The sequence below is a fragment of the Polynucleobacter sp. JS-JIR-II-c23 genome (assembly GCF_035011225.1).
Classification (GTDB): Bacteria; Pseudomonadota; Gammaproteobacteria; order Burkholderiales; family Burkholderiaceae; genus Polynucleobacter.
Window position 1 is genome coordinate 1,559,528 of sequence record NZ_JAYGQT010000001.1, and the last position, 17,795, is coordinate 1,577,322.

Consider the following 17,795-nt stretch of genomic DNA (forward strand, 5'->3'; position numbering starts at 1 on the left):
CCGAGGCATTATCCTTACGCTTATGAGTTCACAAGCCCAACCCACCCCAAAGACCCAATCGGGGTGGAAATCCATTCTCAAGAAGGCTTGGCCTACTATTCGCGTTCTACTCTCCGTTGCTCTGCTTTGGAAAGCAACGAGTGGAATTGATTGGCGCTCACTATTTGATACCCATATTCAGATGCAGCCTCTATGGTTCTTGGCGGCTCTAGCAAGCATGATGTTGGCCTTTATTTGTGGCGGATATCGCTGGGGCTTGTTTATGCAAAGAGTGGGATTTCCCCGCCGTATTCGCTCTTATATCGGCCTCTACTTTGCAGGTGGTCTCATTAACCAAGGTCTGCCTAGCACCTTGGGTGGTGATAGTTATCGCGCCATTACTGCAACGCATTTAACCAGCACCGGCAACCTCTCGGAAACCAAAGAATTAGATGATGAACTTCATCACTCAGTAGACCTTGAGCACGCCACACCTAAATTGCGTTTAAGTTTTTCGATGGTGTTGGTAGATCGCCTTCTTGGTTTAGCGGGTAACAATTTACTAGGCGGGATTGGCTTGATATTGGGCGGCGCTACACTCGCAGCCTGGGGTCAAGATTTGGGCTACGCAGTAATGGCGGTAATGCTGCTTGCTGGCGTAGCAATTGCCCTCATCCTTGCCTGGGGGCCGAGCAAGCAACTCCTGCAAAAGCTCTTAGAACGCTTCAATATGAACAACGCCATGCCTGGTATCCAGCTAGCGTTTGCGTGGCCTAACAATATTGCTCAAGCATGCCTGGCGATTGGCATTCATTTCCTCACTATTTTGACACTACTCTTTTGTCTTAAGGCTTACGGTGTAGATGCACCCATCGAAGGCCTAATGATTGGCTTACCTGCGCTCAGCCTGTTGCTCATGTTGCCAATTAGCATTTCGGGATGGGGCTTGCGTGAAGCCACCCTTTCGTCGGTCCTGGCCTTATGGGGTGTTAACCCCTCGCTAACAGTATTAGCCTCTATTAGCTACGGAGCAATTACTGTTTTATCGGTGCTACCAGGCGCCTATTTTTTATTAAAACGAAAATAATTTTTTAGAGCCAAACTATGACTATTAGTGTCAACACTATGCGTGCGATTGATCATTGGGTCGGTGTACCTCTTTGTGCAATCGTTAGCCCATTTATCGCTTTGATTGATCGCATAAAAAATATATTCAATCACGGCCCAGAGACTCCAAAAAAATTACTCTTTATTGAACTCTCGGAAATGGGCAGCGCCATTCTGGTAGACCCTGCAATGCGTAATGCAAAAGCTCGTGGAGCAGAATTGTTTTTCTTGATCTTCAAAAGCAATCGCGCCAGCCTGACTTTACTCAATACCGTTAAACCAGAAAATATCTTCACAATTGACTCATCTAGCTTAGGTGGCTTAATTAAAGATACGCTGCGCTTTCTGATACTTGCTCGCAAGCACCGTATTGATACCGTTATTGACCTAGAGTTGTTCTCTCGATTTACTGCCCTACTGACTGGCATGTGTGGCGCTCGTCGTCGCGTGGGGTATCACATTTTTCATGGTGAAGGATTGTGGCGCGGCTTTATGCTCACTCGCAAGGTGCATTACAACCCTCATATTCACATTACCAAGAATTTCCTATCTTTAATTCATGCAGCATTTGCCCAACAGATTGAAGTTCCATTTAGCAAGATTGAGATTCCAGACTCTGAAGTACGACTAGAGCAAGCCATCATCAATCCAAGCGCTCTAGAAAAGGTGCGCGAGCGTATTGAAAAAAAGGCTAAAGAGGCGCGCATCAATTACACCCCCGGAAAAGATCGACTCATTCTGATCAACCCGAATGCAAGCGATCTACTTCCACAGCGACGTTGGGCGCAACAACGTTTTTCTGAGCTGATTCAAGCAATCCATCAGCAATATCCAAACGATCTCATCTTGATTACCGGCTCACCTACTGAGTTTGTGTATGTTGAAAAAGTTCGCGCTGTTGCCAATGTTAAAAATGCATTGAATTTTGCTGGACAGGTCGACTTTGCTGAGCTGCCCCCGTTGTACACACTATCAGATGTCATGGTTACTAACGACTCTGGTCCTGGTCACTTTTCAGCAGTCACACCATTAAGAACAGTCGTTCTCTTTGGACCGGAGACTCCAGCACTTTATGGCTCTGTTGGCAATTCTATCGCGATCACCGCCAATCTTGCTTGCTCGCCCTGCGTAAGTGCTGCCAATCACCGTAAAACCCCTTGTCAGGATAACGTGTGCATGCAGGCCATCACTGTTCCACAAGTCCTAGACAAAGTAATCAAGCAATTGCAAGACGCCGATAAGGTAAAGGCTCGCTAAGCTGGATGAGCAAAAAAGCAATTCCTACCTTTGCTTGGTTCATTCCGCTAGCCCCTCTTGCGCTCGCTTGCGCAATCTACTTTGGCGAGTTTCAAAGCAGTACTTTTTTATTCGTTAACCGCTTTACGCAATTACTGCCAGACACCCTTTGGGCTTGGCTTACGTTTTTAGGCAATGGCTGGGGGGTCTTTGCATTTGCCTTTCCACTGCTGTTGCTTGCGCCAAGAATGCTGACTGCTGGAATTTTTGCTGGTGGGATAGCCGCATTAGCAAGCACAGTATTAAAAGGCTTCTTTGATTTGCCACGACCTGCAGGTGTACTAACCGATGGCAGCTTTTATCGCATTGGTGAAGCGTTACTCTATAGAGCATTCCCGTCTGGACATACTCTCACTGCATTTGCTATTGCAAGCGCCCTGTATTTTTCCGCAGCTAAAGAAAAACGCACACCCTTGATGCTGCTATTTTTGCTTGCAACATTAGTAGGCCTATCCCGAAGCGCCGTCGGAGCTCACTGGCTCACAGACGTTTTAGGTGGTGCAGGTATAGGCATTTGGTGTGGAATGCTCGGAGCCTTAGCAGCTAATCAATTTCCAGAAACCCAACTGGGGCCAAGAAAAATCTGGTCGCATCTCATTGTGCTTGGGGGCGTTATCGCAATGTACGCCCACCTTACTCAAATCATGGATCTGGAGTTAAATCTGCCATTGCAGTATCTCTCCATAGCCATTGTGGCTTTCACCCTAGTATTTTATGTAAGGGCGCAATTTACTCAAGCGCCTCGCAAGGCAGAATAATTCAAGATGTTTAGTTATCGACATGCATTTCATGCGGGAAGTCACGCAGACATCCTGAAGCACCTGACCTTAATTCACTTGGTTCAATACCTTCAAGAGAAGCCTGTTGCCATTACCTTTGTTGATACCCACGCAGGTGCTGGCATCTATAGTTTACAAGATGGCTTTTCTACAGTGAGCAAAGAAGCTGATGGTGGAATCTTCCGCCTCAAGCAATATGTAGAAACTTGCCATCACGCAAACACTCCAATCCCCGAGAGTATTCAAGGGTACCTGAAGTGCATTGATGCCGAGAATACTGAAGGGCAATTGAATACCTATCCTGGCTCCCCCTTTATTCTGGCGCGCCTGCTGCGTCCACAAGATCGACTTAAGCTATTTGAGCTGCACCCCAAAGAGATTGATATTCTGCGCCACAATATTGGTGAACTAAAGCAGTCTAAACAGATTGATATTTATGCTGAGGATAGCTTTGCCAGACTAAAAGGACTGCTACCCCCTCCTAGTCGTCGCGGCCTAGTATTAATAGATCCTTCTTACGAAGACAAGCAAGACTATCGTTATCTTGAGCTCGCCATGGAAGAGGCGCTGCAACGCTTTGCCACTGGCTGCTATGCGATTTGGTATCCGATGCTATCCAGAAGAGAATCGGCGGCGCTGCCTGATCGTCTAAAGAAAATTGCCACCGCACATAAACGCTCTTGGTTACATGCAGAATTACGCGTTGAAAATGCGCCTGGCGAACGCCGTTTGCAAGCTAGCGGGATGTTCATCATCAACCCACCATGGACTCTAGAAAAACATCTAGCGCAGGCACTACCGACCTTGACGAAGGCTTTAGGCATCAATGGCGGCGGCCAATTTTTATTGAAGAGCTTCGAAGCTAAGAACTAGTCACGCAAAGTGAGCATGACTTCATTGCGACGCATGAAGGGCAAAGTCCAAGGCGGGTTGTAACGCGCGAAATTAGGACTTCCCACACCGTGCAAATTACGAGACTTCATCCACTGCTCTAGTTCTAGCGTTTTCTCGGCCACTTTCTGGGTGTTATAAAAACCGCTAAAGCTAATCACTGCCTTTTTTACCGCGGAAATTTGGCGCAATTGCACCTTTGAATTCATGGGCTTGGGTATTGATTCCATCGTATATTCAGCCGGCATCACAAATGACACCATCCATTTGCCCGCATTTGACTCAATTCCTACAGGTGCAGTCATTGCAATCTTTGCGCTCTTTACTGATTGATCTTCAATCGTCACAGGCGCAGTCATAGCGATTTTTTCACTCACTTGATTCTGACCAAAAATATATGCCGCAATCAAACGAAACCCTTGGCTCGAGGCTTCATCTAAATCACCTTCAACCTGCACCTCAGCCACAATCATTGGCGCATAAGAGCGAATTTCAAAAGGGGGCTCTTTTTCGAGAACAGTATATTTTGGCTCTTCGGTTGCCATGACTGCTCCTGTAAAGGTAAGTGCAATGAAAAATAAAACACTTTTAAAGAAAGAGCTGTCCATACGGACTTCAATAAACATTACCACTGCGCTATAAGTTCAAATCCATTTGAATTGAAATGTAAACTAGCTTTGGCGCCAATAGGCAAAGTTAATTTATTAGCCTGATGTCCGAATGGCAGCCCAGTCAAGATTGGAATTGCTTCTGGTAAACGTTTGCGAATCACTTCAATTGCACGCTCGAGCGAATACCCCTTATCGTTATCATAAAGACGATAAGCGGAAAAACCGCCTAACAATATAGCCGCTTGATTTGAAAGAATGCCAGCATCCAACAGTTGCATCAACATTCTTTCAATTCGATAAGGATGCTCATTCACATCCTCTAAAAACAAGATGCCGCCCTGCGTTTGCTTGGCACTTGGAAGATATGACGTACCAACCAAACCAGCTAGAACCGTTAAGTTACCGCCCCACAATAAGCCCGTGGGTGAATTTTCTATAGCTTTACCAAGGAAGGACTGTGGAGTTGATACCTGACATTCCAGTTTGCGATTCTGAATAGCATCCTGGAAATGCTTCCACATAAATTCATCTGGCACTACCGGAGCACCATCATCACCCAACCTTCCAAAGTCGTAGTTCAGCATCGGACCAGCCAAAGTGATGGCGCCAGTTTTCGCTAATAATCCCAACTGAAAGACGGTGAAGTCACTGTGACCACATACTTGCAAACCATTTTGAATGGCCTTTGCAATTGCATCCCACTCAATACCTGGCAGCAAGCGATGGAGCCCATAGCCCCCGCGCATAGCCATAACTATAGTCTGAGACCCTAATTTACTTAAGTGATTTAACTCAGCAAGACGTTCGTCATCACTACCAGCAAAGCGCTCATAGGCACGATGTACGCAATCCGCATTATGGATGGCGATACCTTGGCGTCCTAACCAGTCAATACCGGCCAATGAACTTTTGCTATCTAAGCTTGCTCCGGAAGGAGCAATGAGGTGAATGGATTTCAACGTCGCCCCTTAAAAAAATCACGTAGCAATTGACCGCACTCTTCACTCATGATGCCACCCTCAACACTTGTCTGGTGATTAATCTGTTTTGAAGAGAATACATCTAATACGCTGCCAGCCGCGCCAGTTTTAGGATCTGGCGCCCCGTAAACCACTCGATCAATCCTAGCATGAAGCATGGCTCCAGAACACATTGCACAGGGCTCAAGGGTGACATATAGGGTGCTACCAGGGATGCGGTAATTTTCTTCGGCTAGAGCGGCTTGTCGCAAGGCCAACATTTCAGCATGGGCGCTCGGATCATGATTTGCAATCGGCTTATTAAATGCCCTCGAGATTACCTGACCATCCCGAACTAGCACCGCACCTACAGGAACCTCGCCTGATTGCGCTGCCAACTGAGCTTGCTCAATTGCCATGCACATATATTGCTGATCAAGCTCTGTTTGCGTCATTTAAACAGGATGCACATCAGCCCAGCAATTGGGCGTCTCATAAAGACGAATGGAAGAGAGCTCTAAGCGGCCACTAAAAGCTTTGCTGAAAACGGGTTTCAATATTGCAAAGGCAGCGTTAGCTAAGTTCTCAACAGTAGGAACGTGTTCCATGACGACTGTTTTGTGACCAGGCAAGGTCGACAAAAAAGCGACTAAACCTTCATCCTCTTTGGCCACTAAAAATGCATGATCCCAAAGATCGACTACGTGTTGGTTTGTTAAGCGCTTGATATCACCAAAGTCGAGCACCATGCCATCATCTGCTTTACCAGGATGATCGGCTACCTGGCCAGTCAGCGTGACTTCAATTGCATAACGATGTCCGTGCAGATGGCGACATTGGCCATCATGATTAGGAATACGATGCCCGGAGTCAAACTCAAGGCGGCGGGTAATGGAGATGGCAGGTTGTTTATTTGTCATTAGGTGCTTATTTAATCCTGTTTGAGCTTAGTCAACTATCGAATCCCAATCAGTTTATGAGATTGCAGACTCAATCTCCACAAAGGACGCTTTTGGCATAAGCTTACTGCTAACTCAGTATTGCTTTTGAGGTTTTGCCCATCCATGGGTTGCAAGAAACGATTGCGATAATCCATTCCCTCAAAGCGGGCCATCAACTTCTCTAATGCTTGATGGTTATTTTGCGGAATCACTAGCTTTAACTCATCTGCTTGAAGAACAATCAGCTCAGAGCCAGCCTTTGGACTTACGCAAACCCAATCAACCCCCTTAGGAACTTTAATAGTGCCGTTCGTTTCAATCGCTACTTCAAAACCTTTTTGATGAAGTGCTGCAATTAACTCCTCATCCAATTGCAGGAGCGGCTCTCCGCCCGTGAAAACCACATAACGCTGCTGGGGACCGGCTAAGGTGCTACGCCATGAAGCCTCGATGGCATCAGCAAGTAAAGCGGCAGTTTCAAACTTGCCACCCCCAGCACCATCGCTACCTACAAAATCGGTATCGCAAAACTGGCAAATAGCTGTTGCGCGATCCTCTTCACGACCGCTCCAAAGATTGCATCCAGCAAAACGACAAAATACGGCCGCCCTACCAGTGTGGGTGCCTTCGCCTTGGAGTGTGGGAAATAGTTCTTTTACGGTATACATAGCAATGAGTCTATTTTAAGCGCTTTGCTTATTTCCAGGAGATTAACTCCCACTCCAGGTAGTCTTCCCAGTAGGCATTAGCCCAATAAACGCCAGCAGTGATGTAGCGCCCCGAACTGCGCCGAATAACCCAACGTCCGATTTCTGGCGTAAACCGCAAGCCCTCTTGCCGTTGATTGCCAACCCTAAATAAGTCATTACTTACAAAATTCGGTGTTTCGCTATGAATCCGCAACACTAAAAATTGCCCAGCGGGGGTATTAATCCGCTCCCATTGCGATGCAGTCATACTAAGCCCACATTAGTAACTTCCATCGGGGTATGCGGGCACTTGGTATTGGGTTGTAAAAAATTCATTCCAGCCAGTCTGTAATTCCAGTGGCTACATAGGCATGGGCTAGCGATATAAAGCGTTTTGTATGAAATTCTTAGGGATAGTTGTCTTTGGTACGGCAATGCCCAAACCATCAAACCAAGACTTAGTTTTGATCTCAAAGCCTACGCCATGCATATAGTTATAGATGGCCTTTTTTAGCCCTTGACCGAGCACATCATGATCAACCCCGGTTGGATCAATAAAGGCGACATCATTCTTAGCGAAAGTAATTTCCGGCAATGGAATGAGTTCAATTCCGTACTCTTGCGGATTCAGACCCACAGGAGAATGCACGGTACAGATAAAACGATGAAAGAAGCCGCTTTGTATACAGCCATTCTCAAAAAGCTGCCTTACATATTCCAGGGCATCCACCGTCTCCTGGACGGTTTGCGTAGGGAAACCATACATTAAATAAGCATGAACCAAGATTCCTGCATCCGAGAAACCTTTGGTAACTTGAGCGACCTGCTCTACTGATACACCCTTTTTCATGAGATTGAGCAGACGATCAGAGGCTACTTCAAGACCTCCAGACATCGCAATACATCCACTTTTTGCTAAAAGCTCCGCCAATTCAGGTGTGAAGGTTTTCTCAAAGCGAATATTACCCCACCAAGAGATCACGATCTTACGGCGAATGAGCTCCTCAGCCAGTGCTTTTAATATCTTAGGTGGCGCAGCTTCATCCACAAAATGAAATCCTGTCTGCCCAGTCTCATGAACAATTTGCTCAATACGGTCCACCAATAAACTGGCTGACGCAGTTTCATAACGAGAGATGTAATCAAGAGATACATCGCAGAAGCTACACTTTTTCCAATAACAGCCATGCGCAACAGTTAACTTATTCCAGCGGCCGTCACTCCATAGGCGATGCATCGGATTAAGCATATCCAAAAGAGATAAATAAGAATCCAGCGGTAATCCATCCCAAGTAGCAGTTCCAACCTCTTCAAAAGGCACATCAAGCTCTTGCCAATTCAGATATTGCACTTGGTTTTTGGAATTGCGAATAAAGGTGCGTACCAGCCTCTCCGCGGAACGCTTGCCACCAAGGTGCTCAAGCAAGGCAAGCAACGGCCTCTCGCCAGAATCTAGCGTAATGAAATCTACATAATCAAAAATACGAGCATCAGATAGCTCTCGAAGCTCAGTATTGACATAACCACCACCCAAAGCAATCTTGATTTCTGGATGTGATTTTTTAATCACCTGGGCGATACGCAAGGCCGCATACATTGCCCCTGGGAAAGGCACAGATAGGAGCACTAAGTCTGGCTGGTGATGCTCAATTGCTTTACTAGCTAATACTTGTAAATGCTGATCCATAAGCGTTGGTTTAGCTTGTAGCGCATCGGCCAAAGGCGTAAACGTAGGTTGACTACTTGCTAAGGATTCTGCATAGCGCACGAATTCAAAGCGATCATCAACAGCATCACGCAATACATCGGATAAATCATTGAGATAAAGGGTGGCTAGATGTCGCGCCCTGTCTTGCGACCCCAGAGCACCAAAGGCCCAAGACAAAGAATCACCGGCCTCCTCGTCATCAAATGCATCAAGAGAAGCAAAGCGTGGCCCCTCAGGCAAAAAATCACGGGTATTGATACGATGACTTAAAGTGCTATCGCGCCCCTGCAAGAAGCCAATGGTAGGAGCAATAGTGGATTGATAGGCATCAAAGTAGTCTAGGAAAAAATTAACGCTCGCACTGCGGCTCTCTTCAGGAACAGTGAGCGCTTCGGCATGAATCTCAGCCATACCCCCTGGAGTAAAGAAACTGAGCACCAAAGCTAAGGCAAGATCCTCTTGAACAGCGTCAACACTACGAGACCTCAAGAACCCAGTGAGATAAGCCGTAGAAGGATATGGCGTATTCAGCTGAGTCATGGGTGGAATGAGACTTAATACCTTCATCATATTTACTATGCACCAAGAAGAGCTAGCTCTTCAGTTGTAAAGCCAGCTTGCTTGCGGGCCTCCATATTGAATGGGGGCTTTAAAACAGGCGCACGATATTTGGCAGCCAACTCTCGATAAGCAGTGATTGGAGAAATATTATCTTGGGCGCACAAGAAATTAAACCAACGATTGCCAATCAACACATGACCAATTTCATCATTGAGAATAATTTCCAATATCTCCACCGCACGAACTTCTTTAATTTGCTTGAAGCGATCTCGAATCGCTGGCACCGCATCTAAGCCTCTTGCTTCCATTGTTCTGGGTACCAAGGCCATTCTGGCAATCACCGAATCCGTTGTTCTCTCGACCATCTCCCACAAACTATTATGAGCAGGGAAATCTCCATAAGCAAACCCAAGCACATGCAAATGTTCGTTTACCAGGCTGAAGTGATAGGCCTCTTCTTTAGCAACCTTTAACCAGTCCTCATAGTATTCCTTAGGCATATCTGGGAAACGCCAGATGGCATCTAGTGCAAGGTTCATCGCATTAAATTCAATATGGGCAAGCGAATGTAATAAGCCCGCCCTTCCCTCAGGCGTATCCATTCTTCTTTTGGGAACTAGCTTAGGAAGTACCAATTCTGGCTTTAGCGGACGCCCAGGTAGAGAAAGGCCTTGAGCATCTATCTTATGGGCAATATCCAGAGTAATTTGTTGTTTGTGATAGCTATCAAACAAACCGAGTAACTGACTTACTTTGTTTTGTGCATCAGTGCTTGCTAGGATTGCGAGTGAAGCTTCGCGTAACTCAAGCATGAATATTGGCAGGCTTAAATCGCCTACCCCTTATTCCCACTCAATAACAACGTAAGTTTTTTTCTTATTATAATCAATCACTTACGTCTCCAAAATTAGTGGTGTGTAACTTTTGTGTAACTACGAACAGCAAACCCAATAGCTACGTGCATCTATAAATTAACGCAATTTCAATAACTTAAGAAGATTGCGGTTACACGCTGTGTAAGGCTATTTTAACAGTTACAACTTAATGATTGAACCGCAACTAAGTAAGTAATTCTTAATGATTAAGCATATCTAGCCAATTCAATCTGACGTATTGCCTCTTACCCACTTAAGTAAAGATGGAAATAGATTGGTAAATGCTAGCAAACCTGAAATTGCTGAAAGTAAGAGCAAGAAAGAATTAGCAAATAGTAAACCACTATCTTGCATTGAGAAATGTCCAACGAATGTTGTAATAAAAATAGAAAAAACAAATATTAGTCCAAAAATACGATTAAATTTAGTTCCATTTATCAGGTAACGATAACCAGACTTACAAAGTATCCACCCTACGAATATAGAAATAAAAAAACCAATAGTTAAGTAGAACTGCTCGCCATCTGAATTGTTCCACCAATTAACTGCATATACCCAATAAGCCCAATACCAAATAGCAAAGGCTACAAAGATAAGTTTGAGCAATAAAGTAGCATTTTTGGATCGTACTGGAGATGATTTACTAGCAGATGAGGTTCCAAAGTATGTGTTGCGTATTCTTTTTGAACGCAATAAATAAGACATCCAAAATAAGTTAACAATTAATATCATTAACGTAGGAGGGATGATAAGAAAAATAATTGCTGGGTTTTGTGTAAACGAGAAGATAGTTATCGTATCAAGCAATGCAAAAAATAAAGGCATAAGCCATAAAGAATGAAATACTATTCTTATAGTCGTCCAATTGAACTCCGTTCTCAATCTATTCCCAAGCCAAATATTTACAAAAATATTAAGAAGTAATATTAAGTTTATATAGCTTTTGATTTCTGGTGGGTAACGAGAGTCGTTAACAGCCATTGCACTAAAACCAAATAGCGGAGCTAGAAACATATACTGAAAGATAAGGAATTTCAGCCAGCCACCAATGCCACGTAAATCCGTCTTAAGTTTGCCCTCTGCAATCTTCATAACATAGCCTTAAATTAGTAAACCACCATCATCCTGCCTCTTTACAGGCTTCTTCTTAACTACTGTTGGAGGCAATAAACTTGTTAACTCTTCATAACGCTTAAACAAGAATGCAACTCTGCTTGCATCATCATCGCCACCTTTGTAGCCATATGCTTCATCTACAGCCCTGTCTAAGTCTTTGTGTGCCTTAACAAGCTCCGCAGGCATCGCTATTACCTTATAAGCATCACCTACGGTTGTGTCCTTTAAGTTGGCTCTAATGTCCAGCACTTCTTGGGCGCACTTTTCTATGTTGGCACGTAATGCATCATCTAAATTACTAACCCAAACAAAATTGTTGTAAACAATACCGCCCGAATATCTATAGTCACTCTTTAATCGTCCACAAACAGTTCTCATCCAAGCATTGTGCAAAGAGCTACTTAATATACCGAAATGATAGAGCGAGGCATTTGGTAAGGCGTATGCACTATCAGCACAAATGACATCCTTACTAACATAAGCAATTGGAATGAATTTTCTATTTTCAGAAGAATGTCGTGGAATAAGCAAATAATCTGCGTTAGGCTGCCGGATATCGCCAAACAAAGCGGGAATGTCTTTTTTCGAATGCACAGAACTTGTCTTACTCTTTTCGCGAAATTCCCTTACAGCTTCAACTCTATTTCTTATTACCTTATTACTAACAATTTCTGTTGGTGTGGCATCCTTAAGCCAAAAGCAATAGCGCCACTCATTGCTTAACATTTCCTTAGCTCCACCGTACTTCTTAATATACTTTTCCAAGCTCCTGTCGGCACTTAATATCGCATTCTTTTCATCTTCGGATAACAATAAATTGCCGTCATCGTAAGGGATGCTACCTCTAATTAAGTCTGGTAAATTTGGGCAAAGGACATTCGATTTATTCTCGATCAATATATTGGCGGCATCAACAAGATATGGGTTAATTTGACTTGCTATTATAAGAATTGGATCTGCTTTTAAATTTTCATACGTAAATAATTTCTTAGCTCCACCACTATATTTGCTAAAGCCAATAATTACACAATGAACAGCGGCAACTCCTCTACCCTCATTACTCCACCTAAATGTTCTATGTGCAAAATTAATAGAAATGCCGTGTTTGAATAATTCTTTCCACAAAATAGCAGGTTGCTCACCTTGTGCAATGCTATTTGTTGATACAAAGGCACATTTAATATCTCTGTTTATGTCAGTGTAGTAGGCTGCCTTTACGTACCAGGCACAAACATAATCTAATTTACCTGCGCCATCGACATTATAAAAAACACTATCCATCTCACTTTGTTGTTCTGTATTTTTTAATGCGGCACCAATAAAGGGCGGGTTGCCGAACACGTAATTGCAATCCTCTGCCTTAACTACGCTATTCCAATCCATCCGTAAAGCGTTACCGCAATGTATGTGCGGAGTTGCTACCAACGGAACTGTTGCACGTGTTTCACCAAATCTATTACCGCTCTCTAAATTAAGTTGATGATCTGTTATGTACATTGCGACACGTGCAATATGTACAGCCGCTTCATCAATCTCAATTCCATAAAACTGTTCAATGCTTACTTTGCAATACTCTTTAACGTCTAATAAGCCACCTTGTTCACCTTTAAAGTACAGCTTGGCAATAACGTCATTCTCAATGCGCCTTAACTCTCTATAGGCAATAACTAAGAAGTTACCGCAACCGCAAGCTGGATCAAAGAACTTAAGTGTATGTAACTTATCGTAAAGTGCCTGTAATTTAGGCTTAGTAATTGCTTGCTCAAATTCCTGATGCAATTCATCTAAAAATAACGGCTGTATTACTTTAAGAATGTTGCGTTCGCTTGTGTAATGTGCTCCTAACTCTCTTCTACTCTCTTTGCGATGTGCTGTATCAGTAGCACCAGCCTCTAATACACTTTGAAACATTGCTCCAAAAATAGCTGGCGAAATTCCACTCCAATCTAATTCTGAACACTTAACTAATATTGTTCTTAAGTCAAAGTCAAAGCTAGGGATAGATATTTGCTCTGCAAACAGTCCACCATTAACGTACTCAAAAGCCTTAAGTGCTTCATCTAAGTTAGTTTGCCGTTTATCGTGTGCTGTATTAAGCACTTGAAATAGCATAGCAATAGCCATTCCTAAGTCGCTGCCATCCTCCTTAGTCTTAGCTACCAGCTTCTTAAACTGTCCATCCTCACCAAATATCCCTGTATCGTCCGCAAACAAGCAAAACAGCAATCTAGTTAAGAAGCTCTCTAAATCCCTACCTGTGTAGTTAGCTCTAAGCAATGCATCGTGTAGCTTGGCAATTTGCTCTACTGCTTTACGATTAATTGGTAATTCCTCGCTGTAAGCAATAACTCGCTTATCAACCAAAAACATAAACCAATCAGCCTTCTTACTAATCTCACTTAAGCTACATATAAGTGGCTCTTTATCTAAGCTGTGTAGGTTATATAGGTGAAATGTTAGGAAATCACAAATTAATATGTACTGCGGCTTTTCAAACTCATTTGTAATCGCCATTGCATAATCAGTTGCCTGTTCGTATGCCTTATACAAATCCTCGCCAGTTGTCTTTTGCTCAACCAATAACACGCCAGGTATAAAGCTATCTATATAACCCCGTGCATTGCCAAACTTGATAACCTTCTTTTCGAACATTGACGCAGAACTCTTGCTTAATCCAAAGCAAGCATAGAAATCACGCATAAATTGCTGTGCGTACTGTTTCTCTTCCCTGTCGCTCTCGTGCTCTTTCGCAAATAGCTGTAAGCGTCTGCGAACTTCGTTAATTGTTATATCTGCCATAAATTACATATTAACCGTATTGGACTAAGGATAAACACTAATGACTTTAAGCAGAATATAGGCATATAAAGTTAATGACAATAGGTTTTACTACTATTCTGTTAAACATAACTATTTGGAGAATTGACTATGGCTACAAGAGCACCACGTAAATCACTTAGTACAGATGACTACAAAGCAAAATTGGCTAAAGCTAAAGAAGCACTTAAAGCATTAGAAGAAAAAGCCTATGCAAGTGAATTGGAAGAATTGATTAAAAAGCAAAACATCGTATCTTCATTTAAAGTAATACAGGCAAATACAAAAGGTGTTAGTGACTTGCAAATCTTATCAGCAATAGGTAAAGCTGTAGGTATTAAACGCTTATCTGTAACGCAAACGGAGCCTAAGCTACGTGCAAAGAAGTCTAAGTAACGCAGAATTAATTGCGTTATTACGTAACTGGGATAAAGATTACGTAGTACGTGAGAATGAGCGTATTAAAAAGACTGGCGAGATCTTTACTCCAACTGAATTAGTAAATCAAATTCTGGACAATTTAGAATCTAATAACAGTCGTGTATTTGTTGATAAAGATAAAACTGTAATTGACCCTTGCTGTGGTAATGGTCAATTTTTGAGTGAAGTATTAATTAGAAAATTACAAAACAATATTAGCTTTGAGGATGCATTAAGCACAATTTATGGCATTGATATTATGTTAGATAACATTGATATTTGTCGTGAACGATTGTTATGCGGACAGGAGCAATACAGACATATTGTTGAACGTAATATTGTTTGTGGAGATGCACTGACATTCAATTACGATATTTGGAATTAAGTTGTATCTTTAAATAAAACACGCTAAGGAAATAAAATGCCAATAATCTCATCAATACCAGAAGTTGGATCTTTTGCGATGCAGTTAGAAAAAAATCCGAGTAAAAATGCAGGTGTTATTTTGCATACAACTACAGCTTGCGGAGCCGTGGAAAGGATAGAAGGAGAATACTTTATTACTTACAGCGCAGGAGATAAAAAACCTAACGAGCACAGACATAAAATTTCAGATTATGTGTTCCAGTTAAAATAATAAAACTTAAACTAATTCAACAGCCTTACGCTTCATATCATCGTTAACATCTATGTAAGCCTGCGTTGTACTAATATTTTTGTGTCCAGCTAAACTCATTAGTACACGCACCCCAACACCTTTACTTGCTAAGTTTGTAATAAAAGTACGTCTACCACTATGACTACTGGCACCATCAACACCAGCTCGTTTATATAAGTAGTGGAAGAATTGTGTAAGTGTATTAGCTGTAAAGCCATCACTTTTACGTTTTTGACTGTAAAAGAACTTAAGTGCTGGATTAATTGCAGTTTTATCAATAAATTGTGTATATAGCTCCAGCTCCTTGCGTAGCTTATCGTTAACAAATACAACTCTTGCTTCATTACCCTTTGTTTGTTCTGCACTTAAGCGTATTTCATTGCGTATATTGCCATCTGCATCTAATACGTCGCTGTTACGTAAACTCGCAACTTCACCTACACGCATACCACTTAAATGCGTAGTCATTAGTAACGCCCTATTGCGTGCGCTATGCTTGCGTGTAGCTGTGTAATCTAAAACCCTACGTAATTCTGTTGTTGTAAGTGTTTTTGCTTGCTTTGACATAATTTCCACCTCATATATAGTGTTTTGTATGTCTTTAGTATGTTTTCTTTGTTTCAAAATTCCTACCTCTTTTAAGTGTTACTTCAGTAATACTTTTTCTTTCCATAAATCAAACAGTTACGCTATCTAAGTGCATAAATGTAATGATTTGTATATTTCCTTACATATAGCTATTTAAGTATTCTGTAGTCAATAAGCCACATTATTAATAGACGTGCATATAAGCCCTATGCGCTATTTTGTTGTGCTTAAGCTGTGCTGTGTTCAGCTTTGTTTTTTGAGTGCTTATAGCGTTGATTTGATGTATTAAGCATTACTAATAATACTTTTTATAACTATGAAGCAAACTACGTTTGCTTGTGTATCGCAAAAGCTAACGCTTTCGCTCACACATTTTTCTTCTCTTTATTTTTATTGATATTTTTTTGATTTTTACTAGGAAGCACAAGCCACGCTTCTTTTTACAAGCGTGGCTTATAGCTAATCTTTTTACTGAGGATTAACAACTGATATACACACAACTTGATTTAACAAGAAAGGTAGGTTTTGCTATCCCCTTTTATGTGCTCGTCTAACGCAACACCTCCACAGCCTATATCAGTAGCTTTGTGGAGTGTTTGTGGGTTTAATTGTGGCAGTCCCACTCACTTTATTCACATATCACTATGTTACCAACCATTACAGTATCGCAAACGCTTCTACACAAAAGGTGTGGCATTTAAGGCATCTAGCATATAGCTAGGTAGTGCAATACAGCGAATAATGAGCAATTCAATTGCGTACCGTCACATATCAGAACGGATTTAACAGCACTATTGTATTCAGCGTGCCAACTTTTATATCTCATTTGTATAGATATTTAGCAGAATCAAATAAAACCAATAAATTTCCAATAAATCCATATATTTCAATGAGTTACGATGCTCAAAAAATAGGCAAATTGGTAGGAAAACAGACAATCTGAAACTACAGTTATTACTCCAATAACAAAAGGAGTGCGTAATGAGTACATTGAATAACTTGAAATTAGTAGTAAGTAAGCGTCATCAAACTGTTAGTCCTATAGTGCATAGACGTAATAAGTTAGTAGCTAAGCTACACGAACAAATTGAATTATGCGAAGCTAAGCAAGCTGGCAATACGTATGCTCCAAAACGCTTAAAAACCATTACAAATAAGCAAACTGGCGAGCGTATAGCTGTTGAAACTGTTAAACGTGTAAAGGAATGGTTTTGGATTAGCGATAGCGGAAAGATTAACTTGGCAATTAAGTACGGCGCTAAGACACTCACGCTTAATAAAAAGACTAAAGCTAACTGTATCGAACTTAACAGTGGTGATGAGTTAATTGCAACATTAAAAGCACTTAAAGCTGATGTGCTTAATGGTGCATTAGATGAGGCTATTTCTGAAGTAAGTAATGCTACACGTGAGGGATTTGGTAAATGAAGCAATACAGACTATGGGTACGCATAAACAACTTACAAACAGCTAATACTATTGTTTACGCTGATAATTCTTACACAGCAAAGCAGTTAGGTGAGCATATGTATGGCTTGGGAAATGTGCTGAACTATACGGAAGTATGAGTAATGCTTTAGTTGGGGGTTAAATACTTGTATGCGATTTTATGAAATACAAACAATCAAACCTGTTAAGCCTATCAAACCACTTAACCCCCAACAAGCTCGTGTAGTAAGTTTGAAGCGTAATGCTGACAACGCTAAGAAAGCATACAAAGATGAAAAAGATAGGCAGACTATAGCTAAAGCACAGCAACAGATTTACAAAGCTACTCACTAAAAATTTGTAGCGCAGTTT

At 42.1% G+C, this 17,795-nt stretch carries 20 protein-coding genes; 9 read left to right on the forward strand and 11 right to left on the reverse strand.

Features of this window, described 5'->3' with window-relative positions; translation table 11 throughout:
• Positions 1–22 precede the first annotated feature (22 nt).
• The 4 genes from VC159_RS07950 to VC159_RS07965 are packed head-to-tail and all read left to right on the forward strand — an operon-like array spanning position 23 to position 4,034.
• Positions 23–1,066 (forward strand): lysylphosphatidylglycerol synthase transmembrane domain-containing protein, encoded by a 1,044-nt coding sequence (locus VC159_RS07950; RefSeq protein WP_323473252.1) that lies wholly within the window; start codon positions 23–25, stop codon positions 1,064–1,066.
• Between the two features lie 17 nt (positions 1,067–1,083).
• Positions 1,084–2,343, forward strand: a complete 1,260-nt coding sequence (locus VC159_RS07955; RefSeq protein WP_323473253.1) for a glycosyltransferase family 9 protein — start codon at positions 1,084–1,086, stop codon at positions 2,341–2,343.
• 5 nt (positions 2,344–2,348) lie between these two features.
• On the forward strand, positions 2,349–3,140 hold the full coding sequence (locus VC159_RS07960) for a phosphatase PAP2 family protein (protein WP_323473254.1): 792 nt from the start codon (positions 2,349–2,351) through the stop codon (positions 3,138–3,140).
• Between the two features lie 6 nt (positions 3,141–3,146).
• A complete protein-coding gene (locus VC159_RS07965) occupies positions 3,147–4,034 on the forward strand; it encodes a 23S rRNA (adenine(2030)-N(6))-methyltransferase RlmJ (RefSeq protein WP_323473255.1) in 888 nt (295 codons plus the stop codon).
• Here the strand turns inward: VC159_RS07965 and VC159_RS07970 are convergent.
• The 10 genes from VC159_RS07970 to VC159_RS08015 all read right to left on the reverse strand — a co-directional run bounded on the left by VC159_RS07970 (position 4,031) and on the right by VC159_RS08015 (position 14,311).
• Positions 4,031–4,678, reverse strand: a complete 648-nt coding sequence (locus tag VC159_RS07970) for a heme-binding protein (protein ID WP_323473256.1) — start codon at positions 4,676–4,678, stop codon at positions 4,031–4,033. The genes VC159_RS07965 and VC159_RS07970 overlap by 4 nt on opposite strands.
• Positions 4,678–5,622: an LD-carboxypeptidase gene (locus VC159_RS07975; protein ID WP_323473257.1), complete on the reverse strand. Its 945-nt coding sequence runs from the start codon at positions 5,620–5,622 to the stop codon at positions 4,678–4,680. The genes VC159_RS07970 and VC159_RS07975 overlap by 1 nt, the downstream gene beginning before the upstream one ends.
• A complete protein-coding gene (gene tadA / locus VC159_RS07980; RefSeq protein WP_323473258.1) occupies positions 5,619–6,077 on the reverse strand; it encodes a tRNA adenosine(34) deaminase TadA in 459 nt (152 codons plus the stop codon). The genes VC159_RS07975 and tadA overlap by 4 nt, the downstream gene beginning before the upstream one ends.
• Positions 6,078–6,542 carry a 6-carboxytetrahydropterin synthase QueD gene (gene queD, locus VC159_RS07985; protein ID WP_216232852.1) on the reverse strand — a complete coding sequence of 155 codons (465 nt, stop codon included), beginning with the start codon at positions 6,540–6,542 and terminating at the stop codon, positions 6,078–6,080.
• Between the two features lie 35 nt (positions 6,543–6,577).
• Complete coding sequence (gene queE / locus VC159_RS07990) at positions 6,578–7,231, reverse strand: 7-carboxy-7-deazaguanine synthase (RefSeq protein WP_323473259.1); 654 nt, start codon at positions 7,229–7,231, stop codon at positions 6,578–6,580.
• A 28-nt stretch (positions 7,232–7,259) separates the two neighbouring features.
• Positions 7,260–7,520, reverse strand: a complete 261-nt coding sequence (locus tag VC159_RS07995) for a hypothetical protein (RefSeq protein WP_215359578.1) — start codon at positions 7,518–7,520, stop codon at positions 7,260–7,262.
• A gap of 108 nt (positions 7,521–7,628) precedes the next feature.
• Positions 7,629–9,527, reverse strand: a complete 1,899-nt coding sequence (locus tag VC159_RS08000; protein WP_323473575.1) for a B12-binding domain-containing radical SAM protein — start codon at positions 9,525–9,527, stop codon at positions 7,629–7,631.
• Between the two features lie 8 nt (positions 9,528–9,535).
• Positions 9,536–10,333, reverse strand: a complete 798-nt coding sequence (locus VC159_RS08005; RefSeq protein WP_323473260.1) for a ferritin-like domain-containing protein — start codon at positions 10,331–10,333, stop codon at positions 9,536–9,538.
• Positions 10,334–10,621: 288 nt separating this feature from the next.
• Positions 10,622–11,488 carry a hypothetical protein gene (locus VC159_RS08010; RefSeq protein WP_323473261.1) on the reverse strand — a complete coding sequence of 289 codons (867 nt, stop codon included), beginning with the start codon at positions 11,486–11,488 and terminating at the stop codon, positions 10,622–10,624.
• Between the two features lie 9 nt (positions 11,489–11,497).
• Positions 11,498–14,311 carry a DNA methyltransferase gene (locus VC159_RS08015; protein WP_323473262.1) on the reverse strand — a complete coding sequence of 938 codons (2,814 nt, stop codon included), beginning with the start codon at positions 14,309–14,311 and terminating at the stop codon, positions 11,498–11,500.
• Positions 14,312–14,440: 129 nt separating this feature from the next.
• On the opposite strand from VC159_RS08015, the gene VC159_RS08020 reads away from it, so the two are divergent.
• The 3 genes from VC159_RS08020 to VC159_RS08030 are packed head-to-tail and all read left to right on the forward strand — an operon-like array spanning position 14,441 to position 15,386.
• Positions 14,441–14,725, forward strand: coding sequence for a hypothetical protein (locus VC159_RS08020; RefSeq protein WP_323473263.1), 285 nt, complete (start codon positions 14,441–14,443; stop codon positions 14,723–14,725).
• A complete protein-coding gene (locus VC159_RS08025; RefSeq protein ID WP_323473264.1) occupies positions 14,706–15,134 on the forward strand; it encodes an N-6 DNA methylase in 429 nt (142 codons plus the stop codon). Before VC159_RS08020 ends, VC159_RS08025 begins: the two co-directional genes overlap by 20 nt.
• 36 nt (positions 15,135–15,170) lie before the next feature.
• Positions 15,171–15,386, forward strand: coding sequence for a hypothetical protein (locus VC159_RS08030; RefSeq protein WP_323473265.1), 216 nt, complete (start codon positions 15,171–15,173; stop codon positions 15,384–15,386).
• 6 nt (positions 15,387–15,392) lie between these two features.
• Here VC159_RS08030 and VC159_RS08035 read toward each other — a convergent pair whose 3' ends face one another.
• Entirely contained in the window at positions 15,393–15,974 is a 582-nt protein-coding gene (locus VC159_RS08035; RefSeq protein ID WP_323473266.1) for a site-specific integrase, read from the reverse strand.
• A gap of 1,002 nt (positions 15,975–16,976) precedes the next feature.
• Here VC159_RS08035 and VC159_RS08040 point away from each other — a divergent pair.
• Positions 16,977–17,423 (forward strand): DUF6641 family protein, encoded by a 447-nt coding sequence (locus tag VC159_RS08040; RefSeq protein WP_323473267.1) that lies wholly within the window; start codon positions 16,977–16,979, stop codon positions 17,421–17,423.
• Between the two features lie 171 nt (positions 17,424–17,594).
• Positions 17,595–17,777 carry a hypothetical protein gene (locus VC159_RS08045; RefSeq protein ID WP_323473268.1) on the forward strand — a complete coding sequence of 61 codons (183 nt, stop codon included), beginning with the start codon at positions 17,595–17,597 and terminating at the stop codon, positions 17,775–17,777.
• The last annotated feature ends 18 nt before the right edge of the window (positions 17,778–17,795 follow it).